At 36.3% G+C, this 22,374-nt stretch carries 22 protein-coding genes; 20 read left to right on the top strand and 2 right to left on the bottom strand.

Annotated elements, in window-relative coordinates:
• The first annotated feature begins 49 nt into the window (after positions 1 to 49).
• Genes OGZ34_RS05760 through OGZ34_RS05740 form a run of 5 tightly spaced genes read left to right on the top strand, consistent with a single transcriptional unit; the run spans position 50 to position 5,940 of the window.
• A complete protein-coding gene (locus tag OGZ34_RS05760) occupies positions 50 to 2,515 on the top strand; it encodes a TonB-dependent receptor (protein ID WP_263362409.1) in 2,466 nt (821 codons plus the stop codon).
• 57 nt (positions 2,516 to 2,572) lie between these two features.
• Positions 2,573 to 2,905 carry a hypothetical protein gene (locus OGZ34_RS05755; protein ID WP_263362408.1) on the top strand — a complete coding sequence of 111 codons (333 nt, stop codon included), beginning with the start codon at positions 2,573 to 2,575 and terminating at the stop codon, positions 2,903 to 2,905.
• Between the two features lie 18 nt (positions 2,906 to 2,923).
• Positions 2,924 to 3,226: a hypothetical protein gene (locus OGZ34_RS05750; RefSeq protein ID WP_173965346.1), complete on the top strand. Its 303-nt coding sequence runs from the start codon at positions 2,924 to 2,926 to the stop codon at positions 3,224 to 3,226.
• 3 nt (positions 3,227 to 3,229) lie between these two features.
• Entirely contained in the window at positions 3,230 to 4,789 is a 1,560-nt protein-coding gene (locus OGZ34_RS05745; RefSeq protein ID WP_263362407.1) for a PepSY-associated TM helix domain-containing protein, read from the top strand.
• 56 nt (positions 4,790 to 4,845) lie between these two features.
• Positions 4,846 to 5,940, top strand: a complete 1,095-nt coding sequence (locus tag OGZ34_RS05740; protein ID WP_263362406.1) for a PepSY-associated TM helix domain-containing protein — start codon at positions 4,846 to 4,848, stop codon at positions 5,938 to 5,940.
• A gap of 63 nt (positions 5,941 to 6,003) precedes the next feature.
• Here OGZ34_RS05740 and OGZ34_RS05735 read toward each other — a convergent pair whose 3' ends face one another.
• Complete coding sequence (locus OGZ34_RS05735) at positions 6,004 to 6,351, bottom strand: toxin-antitoxin system YwqK family antitoxin (protein WP_263362405.1); 348 nt, start codon at positions 6,349 to 6,351, stop codon at positions 6,004 to 6,006.
• A gap of 209 nt (positions 6,352 to 6,560) precedes the next feature.
• Positions 6,561 to 7,556 carry a TlpA family protein disulfide reductase gene (locus tag OGZ34_RS05730; protein WP_263362404.1) on the bottom strand — a complete coding sequence of 332 codons (996 nt, stop codon included), beginning with the start codon at positions 7,554 to 7,556 and terminating at the stop codon, positions 6,561 to 6,563.
• A 157-nt stretch (positions 7,557 to 7,713) separates the two neighbouring features.
• Between OGZ34_RS05730 and aspS the strand changes: the two genes are divergently transcribed.
• The 15 genes from aspS to OGZ34_RS05655 all read left to right on the top strand — a co-directional run bounded on the left by aspS (position 7,714) and on the right by OGZ34_RS05655 (position 22,292).
• Positions 7,714 to 9,465 carry an aspartate--tRNA ligase gene (gene aspS, locus OGZ34_RS05725; RefSeq protein WP_173965351.1) on the top strand — a complete coding sequence of 584 codons (1,752 nt, stop codon included), beginning with the start codon at positions 7,714 to 7,716 and terminating at the stop codon, positions 9,463 to 9,465.
• Between the two features lie 403 nt (positions 9,466 to 9,868).
• Positions 9,869 to 10,063 carry a cold-shock protein gene (locus tag OGZ34_RS05720; protein WP_007137066.1) on the top strand — a complete coding sequence of 65 codons (195 nt, stop codon included), beginning with the start codon at positions 9,869 to 9,871 and terminating at the stop codon, positions 10,061 to 10,063.
• 243 nt (positions 10,064 to 10,306) lie between these two features.
• Positions 10,307 to 10,672 carry an NADH-quinone oxidoreductase subunit A gene (locus OGZ34_RS05715; protein WP_173965352.1) on the top strand — a complete coding sequence of 122 codons (366 nt, stop codon included), beginning with the start codon at positions 10,307 to 10,309 and terminating at the stop codon, positions 10,670 to 10,672.
• A gap of 158 nt (positions 10,673 to 10,830) precedes the next feature.
• Entirely contained in the window at positions 10,831 to 11,379 is a 549-nt protein-coding gene (locus OGZ34_RS05710; RefSeq protein WP_173965353.1) for an NADH-quinone oxidoreductase subunit B, read from the top strand.
• Position 11,380: 1 nt separating this feature from the next.
• On the top strand, positions 11,381 to 11,902 hold the full coding sequence (locus OGZ34_RS05705) for an NADH-quinone oxidoreductase subunit C (RefSeq protein ID WP_017494607.1): 522 nt from the start codon (positions 11,381 to 11,383) through the stop codon (positions 11,900 to 11,902).
• Positions 11,903 to 11,926: 24 nt separating this feature from the next.
• On the top strand, positions 11,927 to 13,165 hold the full coding sequence (locus OGZ34_RS05700; protein ID WP_263362403.1) for an NADH-quinone oxidoreductase subunit D: 1,239 nt from the start codon (positions 11,927 to 11,929) through the stop codon (positions 13,163 to 13,165).
• Between the two features lie 147 nt (positions 13,166 to 13,312).
• Complete coding sequence (locus OGZ34_RS05695; protein WP_055097774.1) at positions 13,313 to 13,843, top strand: complex I 24 kDa subunit family protein; 531 nt, start codon at positions 13,313 to 13,315, stop codon at positions 13,841 to 13,843.
• A gap of 1 nt (position 13,844) precedes the next feature.
• The gene (gene nuoF / locus OGZ34_RS05690) at positions 13,845 to 15,212 is read left to right on the top strand and encodes an NADH-quinone oxidoreductase subunit NuoF (protein ID WP_017494604.1); all 1,368 of its coding nucleotides are present in this window, start codon (positions 13,845 to 13,847) and stop codon (positions 15,210 to 15,212) included.
• Positions 15,213 to 15,300: 88 nt separating this feature from the next.
• Positions 15,301 to 16,332 carry a 2Fe-2S iron-sulfur cluster-binding protein gene (locus OGZ34_RS05685; RefSeq protein WP_173965355.1) on the top strand — a complete coding sequence of 344 codons (1,032 nt, stop codon included), beginning with the start codon at positions 15,301 to 15,303 and terminating at the stop codon, positions 16,330 to 16,332.
• A gap of 3 nt (positions 16,333 to 16,335) precedes the next feature.
• Entirely contained in the window at positions 16,336 to 17,388 is a 1,053-nt protein-coding gene (gene nuoH, locus OGZ34_RS05680; RefSeq protein WP_173965356.1) for an NADH-quinone oxidoreductase subunit NuoH, read from the top strand.
• A 158-nt stretch (positions 17,389 to 17,546) separates the two neighbouring features.
• Entirely contained in the window at positions 17,547 to 18,092 is a 546-nt protein-coding gene (locus OGZ34_RS05675) for a NuoI/complex I 23 kDa subunit family protein (RefSeq protein ID WP_173965357.1), read from the top strand.
• Positions 18,093 to 18,632, top strand: a complete 540-nt coding sequence (locus OGZ34_RS05670; RefSeq protein ID WP_173965358.1) for an NADH-quinone oxidoreductase subunit J family protein — start codon at positions 18,093 to 18,095, stop codon at positions 18,630 to 18,632.
• Positions 18,632 to 18,952, top strand: coding sequence for an NADH-quinone oxidoreductase subunit NuoK (gene nuoK, locus OGZ34_RS05665; protein ID WP_017494599.1), 321 nt, complete (start codon positions 18,632 to 18,634; stop codon positions 18,950 to 18,952). The genes OGZ34_RS05670 and nuoK overlap by 1 nt, the downstream gene beginning before the upstream one ends.
• Positions 18,953 to 18,958: 6 nt before the next feature.
• Positions 18,959 to 20,842: an NADH-quinone oxidoreductase subunit L gene (gene nuoL / locus OGZ34_RS05660; protein ID WP_263362402.1), complete on the top strand. Its 1,884-nt coding sequence runs from the start codon at positions 18,959 to 18,961 to the stop codon at positions 20,840 to 20,842.
• A gap of 10 nt (positions 20,843 to 20,852) precedes the next feature.
• Positions 20,853 to 22,292 carry a complex I subunit 4 family protein gene (locus OGZ34_RS05655; protein ID WP_263362401.1) on the top strand — a complete coding sequence of 480 codons (1,440 nt, stop codon included), beginning with the start codon at positions 20,853 to 20,855 and terminating at the stop codon, positions 22,290 to 22,292.
• The last annotated feature ends 82 nt before the right edge of the window (positions 22,293 to 22,374 follow it).

Here is a 22,374-nt window from a genome sequence, read left to right as displayed (position 1 = left end):
TGTATTCTGCAATTAAATTTGCACTATTCAAATTAATTCTAAATAAAAAATGAAATATAAGTTTACCATTCCCCTTTTAAGTTTCTGCTTTTTCCTATTGGCCGCTACCACAATTTCGGCACAAGGAAAAGCATCTCTAAAAGGTCAGATCAACCTAACTAACAATCAGGCTGCCGATAATGTAACTATTGTATTAAAAGGAACCAAGATTGGAACCAACACAGACAGTAAAGGTTTTTACGAGATTAAAAACATAAAACCGGGAAGCTACATCATTAAAGTTTCGGCTGTTGGACATTCTTCCAAAGAAAAAAGTGTTTCTCTTAATGCCGGAGACGAAATAGTAGAAGACTTTACAATCAGTTCAAACTCTGAACAACTGGACGAGATCGTAATCAACGGTCACGGAAAAAAGAATCCATTAGCCCGTAAAGAAAATCAACAAGTATCAAGATTACCACTTAAAAATCTTGAAAACCCGCAAGTTTACACTACTATTACAGGTGAATTACTAAAAGAACAGGTAGTAACCAATATTGACGATGCTCTTAAAAATGCACCGGGATTAACCACACTTTGGGCCTCAACAGGACGTGGAGGAGATGGTGCAGGCTACTTTTCTTTAAGAGGTTTTGCCGTTCAGCCAACTATGATTAACGGATTACCGGGGCTAACCAACGGAAGCCTTGATCCTGCCAACATCGACAGAATCGAAGTAATCAAAGGTCCCTCAGGAACTTTGTTTGGAAGCAGCTTAATCTCATACGGAGGATTAATCAACATTACAACCAAAAGACCTTACGATCATTTTGGAGGAGAAATCACTTATACTGCCGCAAGTTACGGACTAAACAGAGTTACTGCAGATATCAACACTCCTTTAGACGATGAACACAAAGTAAATCTACGCATCAATTCTGCTTATCACAATGAAAATAGTTTTCAGGATGCAGGATTTAAAAAATCATTCTTTTTTGCCCCTTCCCTATCTTACGAAGTAAACGACAAACTTTCATTCTTTGTTAACACTGAATTCATGAACAATAAAGCCACCAATCCAACTATGTTGTTTTTGGACAGAGGTGCTGCTTTAAGAGTTCACAATATGAAAGAACTTGGATACGATAACAAGCGTTCTTATACCAGCAACCAACTTGCTATAGAAACTCCATCTTACAACCTGCAAGGTCAAATGGTTTATAAGTTCAACAGCGAATGGACTTCTCAGACGGTTCTTTCAAGAGGATCATCAAGATCTGAAGGGTATTACTCATATATATATGAAGGAACCAAACGCTTTTCGGAAATTAAAGAAGGTATCGTCTTAGATCGTTATATCAATTACCAGAATTCAACAACCTTAACTACTGATATTCAACAAAACTTTATTGGTGATTTTAAAATCGGTAAGTTAAGAAACCGAATTGTTGCCGGTTTCGACTATTTCAACAACTCTTCTACAGACAACGGAACCAGCTATATTGGCAATGGAAGCATCTATATTGGTAATGCAAGTTTACAAACCGTAAACGAAAATGTTTTCAAAATTACCGATCCTACTAAATATATTACAAGCGGTGATAGTGGAAATTTATCAAAATCTGGAACTGATGCTCTTTTAGCAAAAGCAACAACCAACAATAATAAAACAAAGCAGGAAGTTTACAGTGTTTATGTTTCAGACGTAATCAACTTTACGCCGGCATTGTCTGCCATGGCAAGTTTACGTGTTGACCGTTTCATGAACGCAGATAATGGCGGATACAATCAGACTGCTTTTTCTCCAAAATTCGGATTAGTATACCAACCTATTTTAGACAAAGTCTCTATTTTCGCCAATTATATGGATGGATTCTCAAACGTTGCCCCTGGAGAAGATATGAGTGGTGGTTTTAGAACCCCTAGAGTTTACAACCCGGAACACGCCAATCAATTTGAGGTAGGTACAAAACTTAACTTATTTAAAGATAAACTTTACGCTACTTTCAGCTACTACGATATTAAAGTTTCAGATCAGGTTTACAGCATTAGAACAGATGCGACCAACTCAACTTCTTACCAAAATGGGGGCCAGAGAAACAAAGGTTTTGAAACCGAAATCGTTTCTAACCCAGTTGCCGGTTTAAACATCGTGTTTGGTTACAGCTATAATGACGCCGTATTAACTGCCGGTGATCGTGAATTTGTAAATTTCAGACCGGAAAGTGCCGGAGCACAAAACTTAGCCAATCTTTGGGCGAGTTACAAATTCCCGGAAGGACCACTACAAGGCTTTGGACTAGGTTTTGGAGGAAATTATGTAGGTGATAACAAAATCATGAACAGGAAAACAACCGGAGCATTTACAATCCCGGAATACACGGTACTAAACTCCTCTCTTTTCTATTCTGCAGAGAAATTTACTCTGACTTTAAAAATGGATAACATCGCCAACGTAGAGACTTACGATGGCTGGTCTACCATTCACCCAAGAAACATGAGAAGTGTAGCAGCAAGCTTCGCTTACAAATTCTAATAAAAACAAAAAAACACCTTTCTTTGAGTTGAAAGGTGTTTTTAAATTCTGTCAATCATGATAACAATTGCAAGTCTTATCGTTTTTTTAGCTTTTTACACCCTTTATTACACCTCGAAAAGAGCTACATTATCGTATGATTTAGGTTTTGAAAAATGGATGAAAAGCAATCCTAAACCAACCAAATTTTTGGGCCTGGGACTTCTTTTACTAGCTTACACTCTTTGGTTGTTTACACAATCTTTATGCTGCGGAACTTTTATGTTCTTCATTCAGCTCATGACCATTGGAAGTCTCATCATCATTTTAGCACCGCTCAAAAAAGTAAACCGATACGCAATTCTTGTTTTTTTTATACTCGCTGCTTTACTGGAATTTTACTACTATTAACTTATTGCTAACCAAAATATGCCGGCAAATCCAAAATATTTAACCCAATCCAAATGGCAACGATTTGCCAAAATTACAGCGGCTATAGTAGGCGGCTATTTTGTTTCAGTTACTTTTCATTTGGCCTTAGCGGCCTGGTTCAACCGTGCCAACATATTAATGACCATGGCTTTTAGCGGATTCATCCTTTGGGTCGCCCTTATGGTTATTGCTTTCCTGGCCAAAAACGGATGGAAAATCTGGGGAATTTACATCCTCCTTTCTTTAGTTTTTTCTCTTTTAATATACCTTGGTCAAACCTACAATCCAATAGCAAAATAACCTATGAACAATCGTAATTACAACATCTATTTTCATACTCATACCGTTAGCGGAATTGTGATTAGCGTAGTCCTTTTTGTGATTTTTTTCGCAGGGTCCTTTTCTTTCTTCAGAGATGAAATTATCAATTGGGAAAGAAATGAATCTACTGCTTTAACCAAAGAAATCCAGCTCGACTATACTTCAGCTTTACAAAAACTGGACAAAGAATACGTCTTACATGGAAGAAACATTACCATTTCAAAACCAAGTACGGAACGGAGAGTGGCTGTTTATATGGAGGGTACAAAAGATACCCTGGCCCCTAAAAAACAACAAGAAGGATCGTTCTTCTACCTTGATACCAAAACCTTCAAAACCTTTACCTACGAAGATTCTTATTCTTTAGGAGAATTTTTATACCGCTTGCATTTTCTGGCACAAATTCCTTATCCTGCCGGTTATTACCTTTCGGGTTTCACCGCTTTGTTTTTTTTATTTGCCATCGTAACCGGGCTTTTACTGCATTGGAAAAAAATCGTCTCTAACTTCTATATCTTCCGTCCAAAAGAAAAACTAAAAACCTTATGGACAGATGCTCATACCGCCTTAGGAATGATTGGTTTGCCTTTTCAGTTTGTATATGCCGTAACCGGAACTTTTTTCATGATTAAACTCTTAATTGTGGCCCCGGCCGTAATGGCATTGTACAAAGGCGATCAGGATAAGCTATACAAAGAATTAGAATATACTGATCCTGATTACAAGTTCGACAACAAAAAATTAGCAACCCCATTTAATATCGATCAGCTTGTTGCGAAAACAAAAAGCAGCTGGAAAGATTTTGAAATCACTCGTGTTTTCATTCAGAATTACGGAGATGCCAACATGCATGTTCTGGTAGAAGGCCAAATGTTAAGTCATAAAAAATTCACTGGAATTGGGAAGATCGTTTATCGAATTGCGGACGGAAAAGAAATTGCCCGAAAAAATCCGATTACTCAAAACAACTATCTCGATGTGGTAAAAAATGTTCTGTATCGCATACACTTTGGCGATTATGGGGGTTATGCGCTGAAAATTGTAAGTTTCGTTTTAGGTATAATTACCTGTTTTGTCATCATTTCGGGAGTTATGATTTGGTTAGTCGCCAGACAAAAAAACAACTTACCCGAAAAGAAAAGACGCTTTAATGCCGGAGTCGTTCGTATTTATTTGGCCATATGTCTGAGCATGTATCCGATCACGGCCTTTGCTTTTATTGCTGCCAAAATATTCCACCCTCTTACTCAGGATCAGCTATACATGGTTTACTTTATAGGATGGCTTATTCTTACCGTATTTTTCATCCTTAAAAAGGATGATGCCTTTACCAACAAATGCTGCTTAATTTCAGGAAGTACATTAGGCTTTTTAATCCCAATTACAAACGGAATTGTCTCCGGAACTTGGTTTTGGACATCTTTTATGCAAAATAAAATTCAAGTCTTCTTCGTGGATGTTTTTTGGATATTCCTGGCTTCCATAACCCTTTATGTCGCCTATTCATTAAAACCTAAAAACGAAGCCGTTTCTAAAAAATAAATAAAATTACTTGCTCCCCATTGATTTTGCGTATAATTTTGCGTTTTTACAATAAAATGGGATTCAAAACACAAATACGATTTCTACACAAATGGCTCGGATTAATTTCCGGGCTTATTGTTTTTATTGTCAGTATTACGGGTTGTATTTTTTGTTTTCATGATGAGATAAAAGACCTTACCCGAAAAGAATGGCGGTTTGTTGAACCCCAAAAAAAGCCTTTTGTATTCCCTTCTGTATTACAGGAAAGAGCCAAAGAGATTCTTCCAAATTACAAATCGACTATGGTTTCGTATTATGGAAAAAACCGTTCCGCTATTGTTTACACCTATGCTGATAGCGAGAATAGATACCTCTACTTCAATCCCTACACCGGAAAACATTTAAAAATTGAAGATCCCGAAACTGATTTTTTTATCATTGTCGAACGCATTCATTTATATTTACTTTTACCTGATTATATCGGAAAACACATTATTGGGAGCGCAACTATCATCTTCCTTTTATTAGTAATTACAGGACTTATACAATGGTGGCCCAAACGAAAAAGCGATCTGAAACGAAGCTTTACTGTAAAATGGTCTGCCAAATGGAGACGTGTCAATTACGACTGGCACAACACCTCCGGATTTTACATTTCGCTATTAGCAGCCATTATCGCCATAACCGGTCTGACCTTTACTTATGAATGGGTGGGTGACGGAATCTACAAAACATTCAATTTTGGCGGAGATAAAGCTTCAGAAACAAAAGCACCAATCATTGATACCACTAAATTTAGCAGCAATTCAATTAGTGCAATCGATCGTGCTTTTACTACGACCGTAAAGCTTCAGCCTAAAGCCGGAATGTATTATGTCACATTTCCGCAGCAAAAAGGCGACATAATCGGTACAGGAGCTTACCCTCATGCCTTGCGATACGACCATCAAAGCAACTATTCTTTCCATCCAAACAGCGGAAAATTAGTCCAAAGCGACCCATACCACAAAAAAAGTCTGGGTTTACAGGTCGTCGAAATGAATTACGGCATTCATACCGGACAAATCTTAGATCTGCCCGGAAAGATTCTTGCTTTCCTTATCAGCCTGACGGCTGCAGCTTTACCTGTAAGCGGTTTTATAATCTGGTACGGAAGAAACAAAAAGTGAAAAAAAGTAAAAGCATAAAAAAACCGCCTTTAAAAGCGGTTTTATAAATCATTCGAAATTTTATTAATTTCTGTTTGCTAAAGCATTTTTCTGTAAATTTTTAACGGATGCTACTTTGCTGTTTTCATAAGCAACTTCACAAAGATTTTTGTCGTTAAAGAAAATCCATTTTCCAGTTTTCACTCCTTCAGTGTACTCTCCAACCGCCATCTTATTTCCTTTTACATCATACGATACCCAAACACCATCTAATTTACCATCTTTAAAGAAACCTTCTTGTTGAATATTACCATCTTCATAGTAATAAGTAGCTTTTACTCTATTTCCAACAACTTCCAATTCCGGTTTTATCTCTTGTGCAACTAAAATTCCAGAGAACAATATTGCAACTAAAATTACACACTTTTTCATATCTTTAGGTATTAATGTTATCAAATCTTTATCAAATATAATCAATTGTTTACATTAAAAAAACTTTTACTTAACAATTTGGTAACATTGAACAAAAGCTTAACATTGGAAATTTCCCAAAAACAAAAAAACCAAAGCTTATGCCTTGGTTTTACTAGTGTTTTATAAAAATACCAAAATTACACTGGTAATGTAATTTTGAACCTAAATTATTTCAATAAGGCATCTAATTGCACCTGAAGCTCCGGAGATGAAGGTCTTTCAGCATCACTGCTTAAAATATTACCCCTTGGATCTACAATAATAAATCTGGGAATTCCGGTTACTCCGTAGCTGGTTACAAACTCCGATTCCCAATCTTTATCTGCAAACAATTGAATACCTCCTAACTTCTTATCCGTCACAAACATTTTCCATTTTTCATTATCCTTTGCCTTGTCAATAGAAACACTCACAAACTCAATATTTTTTCCGTGATACTTCTCTTCTATTTTTTGCAAGAACGGAATCTCAGCTCGGCATGGCGCACACCAGGTTGCCCAAAGATCAATATAAACATACTTTCCTTTTAAATCAGATAGCTTTGTTTTTCCTCCTTTGTGATTCTCATAATCAAAATCCGGAGAAGGAGTTCCGGTCATCTTATTTGCTTTCGCAGCACTTTCATACTCACTTACAGCATAATTATTAAAACTGTCAAATTTCTTTTTTACAGCCGTTTTAAATTCCGGATCAAAATTACCTTTCTCTAAATTTTCCAGATCCGTTTTCAGCTTTGTTTCCAAAAGCGATGCAAACTCTTTCGCTTCCTTAGTAAAAGCTTCCGCTTGAAACTTCTCATCTTTTAAACTCTGCTGCGCCAGAAAATTACTTTCATCAACCCCTTTTCCTTTATAAACAATCGTTTCATCAAACTCCTTAGCGTTCATCGTCAGATTAATATCCGAATTTGGCTTTAAATACAAATAAGAAGCTTCTGTTCCATCCGAAAACGTATAAAATCCTTTTGGAGCATCAAAAGAAGATACAAAAGTTTCCTTTTTATTAATTGGAATCACCTGTTTAAAATTATTCTTTCCTGTAATTACTAAAGTATCGCTGTTTCTGTTCGTAATTTTAGCAGTAAATTTAATTGGACTCTTGGCCTGACCGACAGCACCTAAAGCGCTACAAATCAACAAACCAGTTAAAATAAATTTGTTCATATAAATTAAAGTTTTGATTTTGCTATTCAAATCTAAAGAAATTAGAGCCGCAAAATTTAAGAATTAACAAAATATTTCAAATTTATAAGCATCAAGTCATCACTTTACTATATTAATTTGAATTTTGTGTTTACTTTTGCAGTCTAAAATTTTGATCATGTATAGAAGTCATAATTGTGGCGAATTAAACGCCTCAAATATTAACACGGAAGTTACACTAGCGGGTTGGGTTCAAAAATCACGCGATAAAGGATTTATGAATTGGGTTGATTTACGTGACCGTTATGGAATTACACAACTTATTTTTGACGAAAGCCGTAGTGATAAAGCAGTTTTTGAACTAGCAAAAACACTAGGAAGAGAATTTGTAATTCAGGTAAAAGGAACTGTAATTGAGCGTGAAGCTAAGAACAAAAATATTCCAACCGGTGAAATCGAAATTTTAGTATCCGAACTAACCATTCTGAATGCCGCTTTAACTCCTCCTTTTACCATCGAAGATGAAACGGATGGTGGTGAAGATATTCGAATGAAATACCGTTACTTAGACATCAGAAGAAATCCTGTAAAAAACAGTTTATTATTTCGTCATAAAGTAGCCATGGAAGTTCGTAAATATTTATCGGACTTAGATTTCTGCGAAGTAGAAACTCCATACCTTATCAAATCGACTCCGGAAGGAGCGAGAGATTTCGTTGTACCAAGCCGTATGAACGAAGGACAATTTTATGCCTTGCCACAGTCGCCACAAACCTTCAAACAATTATTGATGGTGGGCGGAATGGATAAATATTTTCAGATCGTAAAATGTTTCCGTGACGAAGATTTACGTGCTGACCGTCAGCCTGAATTTACACAAATTGACTGTGAAATGGCATTTGTGGAGCAAGAAGACATTTTAAATATTTTTGAAGGACTGACCAGACATTTATTAAAAGAAATTAAAGGCATTGAAGTAGACAAGTTCCCAAGAATTACCTACGACTACGCCATGAAAACCTATGGAAATGACAAACCGGACATTCGTTTCGGAATGGAATTTGGTGAATTAAACGAATTTGCACAACACAAAGACTTTCCGGTATTTAATGCTGCCGAACTAGTTGTGGGAATTGCAGTTCCGGGAGCCGGAAATTATACCCGTAAAGAAATTGACGGTTTAATTGACTGGGTAAAACGTCCGCAGGTTGGAGCATCAGGAATGGTGTATGCAAAATGTAACGACGATGGAACTTTTAAATCTTCTGTAGATAAATTTTACGATCAGGACGATTTAGGGCAATGGGCAAAAATTACAGGCGCAAAACCTGGAGACATGATTTTTGTACTTTCAGGGCCTGCTAATAAAACCCGCGCACAGCTTTCAGCTCTTCGTATGGAATTGGCAACTCGCTTAGGATTGCGCAAACCGGAAGAATTTGCTCCGTTATGGGTAGTTGATTTTCCTTTATTGGAATTAGACGAAGAATCAGGGCGTTACCACGCAATGCACCACCCGTTTACTTCTCCAAAACCGGAAGACATGCAATTATTAGAAACCGAACCAGGAAAAGTACGCGCCAATGCTTACGATATGGTATTAAACGGAAATGAAATTGGTGGAGGATCTATTCGTATTCACGACAAAGCAACTCAGCAATTGATGTTCAAATATCTTGGTTTTACCGAAGAAGAGGCAAAAGCACAATTTGGCTTTTTAATGGATGCTTTCCAATTTGGAGCACCTCCACACGGAGGTCTGGCATTTGGATTAGACCGTTTGGTAGCGATCTTAGGTGGTCAGGAAACCATTAGAGATTTTATCGCGTTCCCAAAAAACAATTCCGGACGTGATGTTATGATAGATGCTCCTGCTGCAATCGACGAAGCTCAATTAAAAGAACTTGCCATTAAATTGGATTTGAAATAATATTTTCTTCTTTTTGAAAAAATAAAAAAAACGGCAACTAAACATTCAGTTGTCGTTTTTTTATGCATTTTGTCGTCATTTTGCTCTTTTTTCGTGTTAATAAAATCTTAAACAACAAAGGCGAACACCAGTAAAATCAAGCATTTTCTCACAAAAAACAACCTTACCCCTAGCGTATTCCGCTTAATATACAAAAAATTTGTAAAACATAAGCTACTTTTTTAACATTTATTTATAATAATTAATGATTCTCAAATAAAGCACTGTCATACCAAATTTGATGCAATATAAATAGCGAAAAGACTGTGAATCAATAATTTTTACAAAAATTTAACAGGTATATGTCTTTTGTATGAATTTATATATTACATTTGCTTTATTATAAATTATTATTACAATTACAATGCGTACAGGTACAGTAAAATTTTTCAATGAATCTAAAGGTTATGGATTCATTACAGACGAAGAAACAGGAAAAGACATCTTCGTTCACGCTTCAGGAATTAACGCGGAAGAATTACGCGAAGGTGACCGTGTAAGCTATGAAGAAGAAGAAGGAAGAAAAGGGAAAGTTGCTGCTAAAGTAGCAGTAATCTAAGAAAAATATAGCAATTTATTTTTTTTGCCTCTGAATGGTTTTCAAAACGTCCCGATAGTAATCGGGACGTTTTTTTTTGCCCAAATCTTAAAAAAATATTAAAATCTACTCATCTTATTTATAATCAATAAAAATTAGCTAGTAACGCGGTTTAAGGGCGCACTTAAATCATTTTTTAGCTTGTGATTTACAGAGTTGAAAGTTATCTTTGTGGCTTATTCTTTAAGTAAAAAAGCTAAGTTTATGCAATCTGATCAATACAGTTACATTCCTATTTTAATGCAGTTAATTTTAGCTGTTGGTTTTGTGGTAGGAACAATCATTATTTCCGGAAAATTAGGCCCAAAAAGAAGCTCTGAAGTAAAAGATAAAAACTTCGAATGTGGTATCGAATCCGTTGGTAACGCCCGTATTCCTTTTTCTGTAAAATATTTCCTGGTAGCCATTTTGTTTGTATTGTTTGACGTAGAGGTAATTTTCCTTTACCCTTGGGCAGTAAACTTTAAAGAATTAGGTATCGAAGGAATGTTAAAAATGATTGTTTTCATGTCGCTACTTTTAGTTGGTTTTTTCTATATCATCAAAAAGAAAGCGTTAGACTGGGAATAAAAAAATTTTAGATTTCAGATTCTAGATTTTAGATCCCCTGATTTAGAATTTTAGATTTGAAAGATAATTTCTCAAAACACAATATTGATTTTTAAAATATTGATTTCGGTTTCAGGATTAAAAATCTAAAATCAGAAATCTAAAATCTGAAATAAAAAATGAGCGATTCAAATGTAAATATGGTTGCGCCGCCAGAAGGAGTTGTAGGAGAAGGTTTCTTCGCTACAAAACTAAATGATGTTGTAGGTTTGGCAAGAGCCAATTCGTTATGGCCACTACCTTTTGCAACCTCATGCTGTGGTATCGAATTCATGGCAACAATGGCTTCACATTACGATTTGGCACGATTTGGTTCTGAGCGTGTGAGTTTCTCTCCTCGTCAGGCCGATATGCTTTTAGTAATGGGAACTATTTCAAAAAAAATGGCCCCTATTTTAAGACAAGTTTACGAACAAATGTCTGAACCTCGCTGGGTAATTGCAGTTGGAGCCTGTGCTTCATCAGGTGGAATTTTCGACACTTATTCCGTTTTACAAGGAATTGACAAAGTAATTCCGGTTGACGTTTATGTACCGGGATGTCCGCCAAGACCAGAACAAATTGTAGATGGAGTAATGAAACTTCAGGAATTAGTGAAAAGCGAATCTGTAAGACGCAGAAGCTCTCCGGAATACCAAGAATTACTAGCTTCATATAATATTACATAAGATGGCTTTAGAAAATACCCTGATTCAAGATAAACTTACAGAAACATTTGACACAAGTGTTTTTAACTTTCAACAAGAAAGAGATATTTTTTCACTGGAAACTACCGCTGATAAAATCACAGCCCTGATTCTTTTTTTGAAAAATGATTCCGATTTACGCTTCCACTTTTTAACTGATTTATGCGGTGTTCATTATCCGGACAACGAAACAGATCGCCAATATGCAATCGTATACCATTTGCATAACTGGTACGAAAACAAACGTATTCGAATCAAAGTATACTTAAACGGTGAAAAACCGGAGATCAAAACCATTTCAAATATTTTCTTAAGTTCAAACTGGATGGAAAGAGAAACTTACGATTTCTTCGGAGTCAATTTTATTGGACACCCGCAACTGAAACGTATTTTGAATATGGATGAAATGGTGTCTTTCCCAATGCGAAAAGAATTCCCAATGGAAGACAGCGGAAGAACTGATAAAGACGACAGATTCTTTGGAAGAACAACAACAAATTGCTAAAAATAAATAATTCAACATTATAAAATGTCAGAACTATTATTATCACCAGAGCATCGATATGCTAAAATAATTAAGGATAAACTAAACGAAGACGGAAGTGAACTTTCGGTACTTAATTTAGGTCCTACGCACCCGGCGACTCACGGTATTTTTCAAAATATCCTGTTGATGGATGGTGAAAGAATTCTTGAGGCTGAACCAACCATTGGTTACATCCACAGAGCTTTCGAAAAAATTGCCGAAAATCGCCCTTTTTACCAGATTACTCCTCTTACAGACCGTATGAACTATTGCTCCTCTCCTATTAACAATATGGGATGGTGGATGACTTTAGAGAAATTACTAAACATTGAAGTTCCAAAAAGAGCACAATACCTAAGAGTAATTGTAATGGAGCTGGCCCGTATTACAGATCACTTAATCTGTAATTCGATTCTGGGTGTAGATACTGGCGCTTATACTGGTTTCTTGTACGTTTTTCAATTTAGAGAAAAAGTTTACGAGATTTACGAAGAAATTTGTGGTGCTCGTTTAACAACAAATATGGGAAGAATCGGTGGTTTCGAAAGAGACTGGTCACCGGAAGCTTTCCGCAAACTGGATGTCTTTTTAGAAGAATTCCCTATTGCATGGCAAGAGTTTGTAAACTTATTTGAAAGAAACAGAATTTTCCTTGACAGAACTGTAAACGTAGGTGCTATCTCTGCAGAGCAGGCAATGGCTTACGGATTTACAGGTCCAAACTTACGTGCTGCGGGAGTTGATTACGACGTTCGTGTAGCACAACCTTACTCCTCATACGAAGATTTCGATTTTGTTGTTCCTGTTGGAAAATCAGGAGATACTTACGATCGTTTCTGCGTACGTAATGCTGAAGTTTGGGAGAGTTTAAGCATTATTCGTCAGGCTTTGGCTAAAATGCCGGCAGGAAACGAATACCATGCAGAAGTTCCTGATTACTACCTGCCTCCAAAAGAAGATGTTTACACTTCGATGGAATCTTTAATTTATCACTTTAAGATTGTGATGGGAGAAGTTCCTGTACCAGTGGCAGAAATTTACCACCCTGTTGAAGGAGGAAATGGAGAAATCGGATTCTATTTAGTTACAGACGGAAGTAGAACTCCATACAGATTGCATTTCAGAAGACCTTGTTTTATTTATTATCAGGCTTATCCGGATATGATTAAAGGAGCTTTACTTTCGGATGCAATTGTTATTCTATCCAGTTTAAATGTAATTGCAGGAGAATTAGACGCGTAAAGATATTGTAGATTTTAGATTGCAGATTACAGATTGAAAAATCTAAAATCTAAAATCAGAAGTCTAAAATTAAAAAAGATTGCAGAATATGGGTTATGGACAAAGATTGAAAAATCTGAAATCCAAAATCTAAAATCTAAAATAAAAATGGAACGAAAACATTACAAACAAGAAATAAACATGACCGAAGCATTGATGTCCCGCATCAATGAATTGATCAGTCATTATCCTGAGGACAAAAGAAAATCGGCTTTGTTACCTGTTTTGCACGAAGTGCAGGACGCTCATGACAACTGGTTAAGTATTGAGTTACAGGATAAAGTTGCCGAAATTTTGCACATCAAACCAATTGAGGTTTACGAAGTGGTTACTTTTTATACCATGTACAACCAAAAACCAATTGGAAAATACATGTTCGAATTTTGCCAGACTTCTTGTTGTTGTTTAAATGGTGCTGAAAATTTAATGGATTACACTTCTGAGAAATTAGGCATTAAAATGGGAGAAACAACTCCGGACGGAATGTTTACCATTGCCGGTGTAGAATGTTTAGGTGCTTGCGGATACGCTCCGATGATGCAGTTAGGAGATTTCTATAAAGAAAAATTGACAGAAGAGAAAATCGATCAGTTAATCGCTGATTGTAGAGATGATAAAATAATATTACACGATAAATAAGATGTCACAGAAAATATTATTAGATAAAATCAATATTCCTGGTATCAAAACCTACGAAGTATACCGCCAAAATGGTGGATATGCCTCTGTAGAAAAAGCTTTGAAAACGCTTACCCCGGATGAAGTTACCGAAGAAGTAAAAAAATCAGGACTACGTGGCCGTGGTGGTGCAGGTTTCCCTGCCGGAATGAAATGGAGTTTTATTGATAAAAAATCAGGAAAACCAAGACATTTAGTTTGTAACGCCGACGAGTCTGAACCGGGAACTTTCAAAGATCGTTATTTGATGGAATTTATTCCTCACCTATTGATCGAAGGAATGATCACCTCAAGTTATGCCTTAGGCGCTAACCTTTCGTATATCTACATTCGTGGAGAATATATGTGGGTTTTCAAAATATTAGAAAGAGCAATCGCCGAAGCTAAAGCTGCCGGTTGGTTAGGAAAAAATATATTAGGTACAGGTTACGATTTAGAGTTACACGTTCACTGTGGAGCCGGAGCTTATATCTGCGGAGAAGAAACTGCACTTATCGAATCTCTGGAAGGTAAAAGAGGAAACCCTCGTATTAAACCACCTTTCCCAGCGGTTTCAGGACTTTGGGCAAACCCAACAGTGGTAAACAACGTAGAAACTATCGCTACTGTGCCATGGATTGTAAACAACTCTGGTGATGATTATGCAAAAATCGGAATTGGTCGTTCTACAGGAACTAAACTAATCTCGGCTTCAGGACACATCAAGAATCCGGGAGTATACGAAATCGAATTGGGTTTAAGTGTTGACGAATTCATGAATTCGGATGAATACTTAGGCGGAATGTCTTCCAGCAGACCTTTAAAAGCGTTTGTTCCGGGAGGATCTTCAGTGCCAATTTTACCTGCCGAATTAATTTTCAAAACAGCAAACGGAGAAGACAGATTAATGACTTACGAATCTTTAAGTGATGGTGGTTTTGCTACCGGATCGATGTTAGGTTCTGGAGGATTTATTGTTTACAACGATACAGCCTGTGTGGTTAGAAATACCTGGAACTTTGCCCGTTTTTACCACCACGAATCTTGCGGACAATGTACGCCTTGTCGTGAAGGAACAGGTTGGTTAGAAAAAATATTGTGGAGAATTGAAAACGGTCAGGGCCGTGAAGAGGATATCGAATTATTGTGGAGTATTCAAAGTAAAATCGAAGGAAACACGATTTGTCCGCTTGGTGACGCTGCCTCTTGGCCAGTAGCCGCAGCAATCCGTCACTTTAGAGATGAGTTTGAATATCACGTTCGTTTCCCTGAAAAAATAAAAAACAGAGATCACTTTGTAGCTGAACCTTTTTCGCAAGTAAAACATTTAGTAGGCAAGCAAACAGTTTAAAAATATAGTTTCAAGTTTTAATGTTTTTTAGTTTCAAGTCCAACAACCTGAAACTTTAAACCTTAAACTAAAAAAACAAAACAAAGAGATGAAAGTAACCATAGACGGTCAAAGTATAGACGTAGAGCCAGGAACAACAATCCTGCAGGCTGCACGTATGATTGGGGGAGATTTAGTTCCGCCAGCCATGTGCTATTACTCAAAATTAAAAGGCAGCGGCGGTAAATGTCGTTGTTGTTTAGTTGAAGTTTCTAAAGGAAGTGAAGCTGACCCAAGACCAATGCCTAAATTAATGGCATCTTGCGTAACAGGATGTATGGACGGAATGGAAGTGAACAGTAAATCTTCTGATCGTGTAACAGAAGCCCGTAAATCTGTAACCGAATTTTTATTAATCAATCACCCGTTAGATTGTCCTATTTGTGATCAGGCCGGAGAATGTGATCTTCAAAACTTAAGTTTTGAGCACGGAAACCCAAAATCACGTTTTATTGAAGAAAAAAGAACATTTGAACCGGAAGATATCGGTCCAAATATTCAACTGCATATGAACCGTTGTATCTTATGTCAAAGATGCGTGCAAGTTGCCGATCAATTGACAGACAACAGAGTTCACGGAGTATTAGATCGTGGTGACCACGCTAATATTTCAACCGGAATTTCTAAAGCAATCGACAATGAGTTTTCTGGAAACATGATCGACGTTTGTCCGGTTGGAGCTTTAACAGACAAAACTTTCCGTTTTAAATCAAGAGTTTGGTTCAACAAACCTTTCAACGCTCACAGAGAATGTACTACTCCTGGATGTTGTGGGAAAACAACTGTATGGATGTTTGGAGGAGAAATTCAACGTGTAACTGGTCGTAAAGATGAGTACCACGAAGTAGAAGAATTCATTTGCAATAGTTGTCGTTTTGACCATAAAAATGTTAGCGACTGGGTAATTGAAGGACCAAGAGAATTCGAAAAAGACTCCGTAATCAACCAAAACAACTACACTCAAAAATTAGAGAAAGTTGAAATTGATACAGAAAAAAATATCCTTTTAGGTAGAGATATTGATCGTAAAAAAATTAGTATGGCTGCAATTCCATTAATTACTAATGATAAAAAATCTTAAGAAATGGAAAGTGCATTTATTATAGAAAAAAGTGTCGTTATTGTTGTCGTTTTTGCGATAACCATGATTATGGCAATGTATTCTACCTGGGCTGAACGTAAAGTTGCAGCTTATCTTCAAGATCGTGTGGGACCAAACCGTGCCGGATGGGGAGGATTATTACAACCTCTTGCCGATGGTATGAAATTATTCTCGAAAGAAGAGTTTTTTCCTAATACACCTAATAAATTTTTATTTGTTGTAGGGCCTGCAATTGCCATGAGTACTGCTTTAATGACAAGTGCTGTTATCCCGTGGGGAGACAAATTGCATGTTTTTGGTCGTGATGTTTATTTGCAGGCTACTGATATTAACATTGGTATCTTGTACATCTTTGGAGTACTTTCTGTTGGAGTTTACGGTATCATGATTGGTGGATGGGCTTCTAACAATAAATTCTCTCTGATGGGAGCTGTTCGTGCAGCTTCACAAATGGTTTCTTATGAAGTTGCCATGGGATTATCGATGATTGCTTTGTTGATGATGACCGGAACATTGAGTTTAAGAGAGATTTCATTACAGCAAGAAGGAATGAACTGGAATGTTTTTTACCAACCATTATCTTTCCTGATCTTCCTAATTTGCTCGTTTGCAGAAACTAACAGAACTCCTTTTGACTTAGCAGAATGTGAAAACGAATTGATTGGAGGTTACCATACTGAATATTCATCCATGAAAATGGGATTCTATTTATTTGCTGAATATGCGAGTATGTTTATCTCTGCTACTATTATTTCTGTATTATTTTTCGGTGGATACAACTACCCAGGAATGAGCTGGATGGTAGAAAATGTAGGTGTAAATGCCGGTAATATTTTAGGTATAGTAGTATTGTTTGCTAAAATATGTTTCTTCATATTTTTCTATATGTGGGTACGTTGGACAATTCCAAGATTCAGATACGATCAATTAATGAATTTAGGCTGGAGAATTTTAATTCCGCTTTCGATCATTAACATCATGATTACCGGAGCTGTTATTTTAAGACACGATATTGCAGCAGCTTTAGGATTTTAAGAACCGTAATGCCTAGCCCTGATAGAAGCGGCATCCTTTTATGGTGGTGGGGTTCACCATAAAAGATACAGCGGATAGCAGGATTAGCTTCAAAATAAAAACAAAACAGATTTGATTTGTTTAATACAAATTGTGAATCGTAAATCATACATTAAAAAATGTCAATAGAAACTATATCATTATCGGGTAGAAAAAAGATGGTCTCTCACAAAGAGATGACTTTTTGGGAACGATTGTATCTTGTGGCGATTGTGAAAGGATTGTTTATCACTCTTAAACACTTATTCAGAAAAAAAGTGACGATTCACTATCCGGAGCAAGTGCGTGAAATGAGTCCGGTTTATCGTGGTCAGCATCAATTGAAACGTGATGAGCAAGGTCGTGAAAACTGTACCGCTTGTGGATTATGTGCTTTGTCCTGTCCTGCAGAAGCGATCACCATGAAAGCTGCCGAACGTAAAGCAGACGAAAAACACTTGTACAGAGAAGAAAAGTATGCTTCGATCTATGAAATCAATATGTTACGTTGCATTTTCTGTGGTTTATGTGAAGAAGCCTGTCCGAAAGATGCAATTTACCTAACGACTTCAAAAGTTTTGGTTCCTTCAAGCTATGAAAGAGAAGATTTCATTTTTGGAAAAGACAGATTAGTGATGCCTCTTGATGTGGCCATCAAAAATGCTCAACTTAATAATGCTAATTAAATGATACATATTCCTGATTTTGCACACGCAACAACTGTACAAATTATATTTTGTTTCTTAGCGTTTATTACGGTGATTACCGCTTTCCTGACTATTTTTAGCAGAAACCCAATTCATAGCGCTATTTATTTAGTGATTTGTTTTTTCTCTATTGCCGGTCATTATTTACTATTAAACTCTCAATTCCTGGCTATTGTTCACCTGATAGTCTACTCGGGAGCGATTATGATTTTATTCCTGTTTACGATCATGTTGATGAACCTGAACGAACAAAAAGAAGTGCACCGTCCGCGAATTACACGTTTGGGTGCCATAGTTTCTTTCTGTTTGATCTGTGTTGTATTAATTGCAATTTTTATCAACTCTAAACCAATTGTTGGCGAATACGATTCAACAGGTGAAGATTTCCAATCGATTAAAGTATTGGGTAAAATATTACTGAACGAATATATGGTTCCGTTTGAATTTGCTTCGATCTTACTTTTAGTAGCCATGATTGGAACTGTATTATTGTCTAAAAAAGAAAAATTAAATAAATAATGGGTAATATATTAAATCAAATAGGTATCGAAAACTACATCTTTTTGAGTGTTGTACTTTTCTGTATTGGTATTTTTGGTGTATTGTACAGACGAAACGCTATTATCGTTTTCATGTCTATCGAAATCATGTTGAATGCTGTTAACCTTTTATTTGTTGCTTTTTCAACTTACCATCAAGACGCACAGGGACAAGTCTTTGTTTTCTTTTCGATGGCAGTTGCTGCAGCCGAAGTTGCAGTTGGATTGGCTATTTTAGTTTCGATCTTTAGAAATTTAGGTTCGATTAGTATCGATAATTTAAAAAATTTAAAAGGATAAATAAAAATGGATACCAATTTAGCTTTACTTTTAGTTTTATCTCCTTTTTTAGGATTTTTAATCAATGTTTTCTTTGGCAAGAGCTTAGGAAAAACGGTTTCAGGAATCATCGGAACTGCTGCTGTAGTGGTTTCTTTTGCTGTTACTCTTTTCTTTTTCAATCAAATCAGCCAAACCAAACAAGCCCTTCAGGTTACTTTATTTGACTGGATTCAAATTAGTAATTTAAAGATCAATCTTGGATTTTTATTAGATCAGTTGTCTTTACTATGGTTGCTTTTTGTAACCGGTATCGGATCATTGATTCACTTATACTCTATCAGCTACATGCACGACGATGAGAATATGCACAAGTTTTTTGCTTATTTGAATCTGTTCGTATTCTTCATGATTACTCTTGTAATGGGAAGTAACTTGTTAGTTTTATTTATCGGTTGGGAAGGTGTTGGACTTTGTTCGTACTTATTAATTGGATTCTGGCACAAAAACCAGGATTACAATGATGCTGCGAAAAAAGCTTTCATCATGAACAGAATTGGAGATTTAGGTTTATTAATCGGAATGTTCATACTAGGTTCAATGTTCTCTACTTTAGACTATGCTACTTTAAAAACAGCAATTGCAGGAGCAGCAAACTTAAACATCCCGTTGCTTTCGCTAGCCGCTTTATGTTTGTTTATTGGAGCTTGTGGTAAATCAGCACAAATTCCGTTATACACCTGGTTGCCTGATGCGATGGCAGGACCAACTCCGGTTTCGGCATTAATTCACGCTGCAACAATGGTTACAGCCGGTATTTTTATGATTACCCGTTTGAACTTTGTATTTGATTTAGCTCCGGACGTTCAGTCGGTTATTGCGGTTATTGGTGCCATCACTTCGTTAGTTGCGGCAACAATTGGTCTGGTTCAGACGGATATTAAAAAAGTATTGGCCTACTCTACCGTTTCTCAATTAGGATTAATGTTTTTAGCCTTAGGATTTGGTGCTTACGAAGTAGCCGTTTTTCACGTAATTACTCATGCTTTCTTCAAAGCTTGTCTGTTCTTAGGTTCAGGATCTGTAATTCACGGTTTACACGGAGAGCAGGATATGCGTAAAATGGGTGGTTTGCGTAAAGCAATGCCAATCACTTTCTGGACCATGTTAATTTCATCATTAGCCATTTCAGGTGTTCCGTTTTTCTCTGGTTTCTTCTCAAAAGACGAAATTTTATTAACGGCATTCCATCACAATATTCCACTTTATGTAGTAGGATCTGTTGCTTCAATCATGACGGCATTTTATATGTTTAGATTAATGTTCCTTACTTTCTTCAAAGATTTCAGAGGAACCGAAGAGCAAAAACACCACTTACACGAAAGTGACGGATTGATTACTTTCCCTTTAGTAATTCTAGCGATTCTGGCTACTTTTGGCGGATTGATCAGTTTACCTGGAAACAGCTGGTTGAATGGTTATTTAGCCCCTCTTTTCACGAAAGTGGCAGGTGAAGAGCACCATTTAGGTACAACAGAATATACTTTAATGGGTGTTGCCGTTTTAGGCGGATTACTGGGTATTTTAATTGCTTATGTGAAATACTTCAAACAGGATAATGTTCCGGAAGCGGATGAAAACATTACGGGTCTGACCAAAGTGTTATACAATAAATATTATGTAGACGAAGCTTACGATGCTATTTTCGTTCGCTCTATCAACGGATTATCAAGATTTTTCAGAGACTATATCGAAACAGGTTTGTCTGCTCTGGTTTTTGGATTAGGAAAAGTAGCCAATGAACTGGCTTTTCAAGGTAAAAAATTACAAAACGGAAGTATCGGATTATATCTTTTTGCATTTGTTTTAGGGCTTTGTGCCATTGTTTCCTATATATTTTTAGCTAAATAATTTTACAACTATGAACGTTTCTCTTATATTAATTATTCTTCTAATTGGTGCATTTGCCACTTATTTTGTTGGTGACAAACTAGCATCAAAAGTAGCTTTGTTCTTTAGTTTGGCGGCTTTAGGTTGTTCAATTGTTTTATTAAATCATTTTAGTGCCGGCGAAAATATCAGCCTGATCAATACGTGGATTACACAACCTAAAATTTCATTTGCCCTTAATGCAGATGGTTTGGGTATGGCCATGCTTTTATTGACTGTAGCGCTAACACCCATCATCATATTCTCTTCTTTTGGAAATGAATATAAAAATTCAAAAGCATTTTACGCGTTAATTTTATTTATGGCATTTGCGATGACGGGAACTTTCCTGGCAGCAGACGGTCTTTTATACTATATTTTCTGGGAGTTAGCTCTTATTCCAATTTACTTCATTGCTCTAATCTGGGGTAATGGTGATGCCGAAGAGCGCAGAAAAGCAGTAGTTAAATTCTTTATCTACACACTGGCAGGTTCTTTGTTCATGTTAGTAGCTTTCATCTATTTGTACCAAAAAGCAGGTAGTTTCTTAATCGAAGATTTATACAAATTAAACTTATCTGCTTGCGAGCAATTATGGATATTCTTAGCTTTCTTTTTAGCTTATGCTATTAAAATTCCAATCATTCCTTTCCACACCTGGCAGGCAAATGTGTACCAAAAAGCACCAACCGTTGGAACAATGCTTTTATCAGGTATCATGTTAAAAATGGGATTGTACAGTGTAATTCGTTGGCAATTGCCACTTGCACCACTGGCTGCAAAAGAATACATGGACATCTTTATCGCCCTTGGAATTGCGGGTGTAATTTACGGATCAATCGTAGCTTTAAGACAAAAAGACTTAAAGAAATTATTGGCTTACTCGTCTTTGGCACACGTTGGTTTAATCGCTGCAGGAACTTACACTTTAACGATTGATGGTTTACGTGGAGCTGTATTACAAATGATCGCTCACGGTTTTGTGGTAGTAGGTTTGTTTTATGCTGCCGAAATTATCTTCAGAAGATATGAAACTCGAGAAATTTCAAAATTAGGAGGCATCCGTACACAATCTCCAAAATTCACTTCAATGTTTTTAATTTTGGTACTGGCTTCTGTAGCTTTACCAAGTACTTTTAACTTTGTTGGAGAATTTACTGTTTTGTATAGTCTTTCTCAAATTAATATCTGGTTTGCTGTTTTAGGCGGAACAACTATTATTTTAGGAGCTTATTATATGCTTAAAATGTTTCAAAATGTAATGTTGGGAGAAACCAATTCGAAAACTTTTGCAGATGTTTCTGTTAATGAAGGAATTTCATTAGTTGCAATTATTGCCGTTTTAATTTTCTTCGGATTCTATCCAAAACCAATTACAGATTTGATTACACCAAGTTTAGAAACAATTCTGAACGTTATCAATAAAAATTAAGATTTTAGAATAAGTATTAACGATTTTTGATTTCAGATTTATTTAGAAACTTAAAACGTTAAACACTATAAAAAAATTAAAT

It is taken from the genome of Flavobacterium collinsii (genome assembly GCF_946903285.1).
GTDB lineage: Bacteria > Bacteroidota > Bacteroidia > Flavobacteriales > Flavobacteriaceae > Flavobacterium > Flavobacterium collinsii.
This window is presented reverse-complemented; position numbering and strand designations above follow the sequence as displayed.

Excerpts from the sequence above, each read along its gene's own strand:
- OGZ34_RS05760 (WP_263362409.1), top strand. The coding sequence starts at position 50 with ATGAAATATAAGTTTACCATTCCCCTTTTAAGTTTCTGCTTTTTCCTA.
- OGZ34_RS05755 (WP_263362408.1), top strand. The coding sequence starts at position 2,573 with ATGATAACAATTGCAAGTCTTATCGTTTTTTTAGCTTTTTACACCCTT.
- OGZ34_RS05750 (WP_173965346.1), top strand. The coding sequence starts at position 2,924 with ATGCCGGCAAATCCAAAATATTTAACCCAATCCAAATGGCAACGATTT.
- OGZ34_RS05745 (WP_263362407.1), top strand. The coding sequence starts at position 3,230 with ATGAACAATCGTAATTACAACATCTATTTTCATACTCATACCGTTAGC.
- OGZ34_RS05740 (WP_263362406.1), top strand. The coding sequence starts at position 4,846 with ATGGGATTCAAAACACAAATACGATTTCTACACAAATGGCTCGGATTA.
- OGZ34_RS05735 (WP_263362405.1), bottom strand. The coding sequence starts at position 6,351 with ATGAAAAAGTGTGTAATTTTAGTTGCAATATTGTTCTCTGGAATTTTA.
- OGZ34_RS05730 (WP_263362404.1), bottom strand. The coding sequence starts at position 7,556 with ATGAACAAATTTATTTTAACTGGTTTGTTGATTTGTAGCGCTTTAGGT.
- aspS (WP_173965351.1), top strand. The coding sequence starts at position 7,714 with ATGTATAGAAGTCATAATTGTGGCGAATTAAACGCCTCAAATATTAAC.
- OGZ34_RS05720 (WP_007137066.1), top strand. The coding sequence starts at position 9,869 with ATGCGTACAGGTACAGTAAAATTTTTCAATGAATCTAAAGGTTATGGA.
- OGZ34_RS05715 (WP_173965352.1), top strand. The coding sequence starts at position 10,307 with ATGCAATCTGATCAATACAGTTACATTCCTATTTTAATGCAGTTAATT.
- OGZ34_RS05710 (WP_173965353.1), top strand. The coding sequence starts at position 10,831 with ATGAGCGATTCAAATGTAAATATGGTTGCGCCGCCAGAAGGAGTTGTA.
- OGZ34_RS05705 (WP_017494607.1), top strand. The coding sequence starts at position 11,381 with ATGGCTTTAGAAAATACCCTGATTCAAGATAAACTTACAGAAACATTT.
- OGZ34_RS05700 (WP_263362403.1), top strand. The coding sequence starts at position 11,927 with ATGTCAGAACTATTATTATCACCAGAGCATCGATATGCTAAAATAATT.
- OGZ34_RS05695 (WP_055097774.1), top strand. The coding sequence starts at position 13,313 with ATGGAACGAAAACATTACAAACAAGAAATAAACATGACCGAAGCATTG.
- nuoF (WP_017494604.1), top strand. The coding sequence starts at position 13,845 with ATGTCACAGAAAATATTATTAGATAAAATCAATATTCCTGGTATCAAA.
- OGZ34_RS05685 (WP_173965355.1), top strand. The coding sequence starts at position 15,301 with ATGAAAGTAACCATAGACGGTCAAAGTATAGACGTAGAGCCAGGAACA.
- nuoH (WP_173965356.1), top strand. The coding sequence starts at position 16,336 with ATGGAAAGTGCATTTATTATAGAAAAAAGTGTCGTTATTGTTGTCGTT.
- OGZ34_RS05675 (WP_173965357.1), top strand. The coding sequence starts at position 17,547 with ATGTCAATAGAAACTATATCATTATCGGGTAGAAAAAAGATGGTCTCT.
- OGZ34_RS05670 (WP_173965358.1), top strand. The coding sequence starts at position 18,093 with ATGATACATATTCCTGATTTTGCACACGCAACAACTGTACAAATTATA.
- nuoK (WP_017494599.1), top strand. The coding sequence starts at position 18,632 with ATGGGTAATATATTAAATCAAATAGGTATCGAAAACTACATCTTTTTG.
- nuoL (WP_263362402.1), top strand. The coding sequence starts at position 18,959 with ATGGATACCAATTTAGCTTTACTTTTAGTTTTATCTCCTTTTTTAGGA.
- OGZ34_RS05655 (WP_263362401.1), top strand. The coding sequence starts at position 20,853 with ATGAACGTTTCTCTTATATTAATTATTCTTCTAATTGGTGCATTTGCC.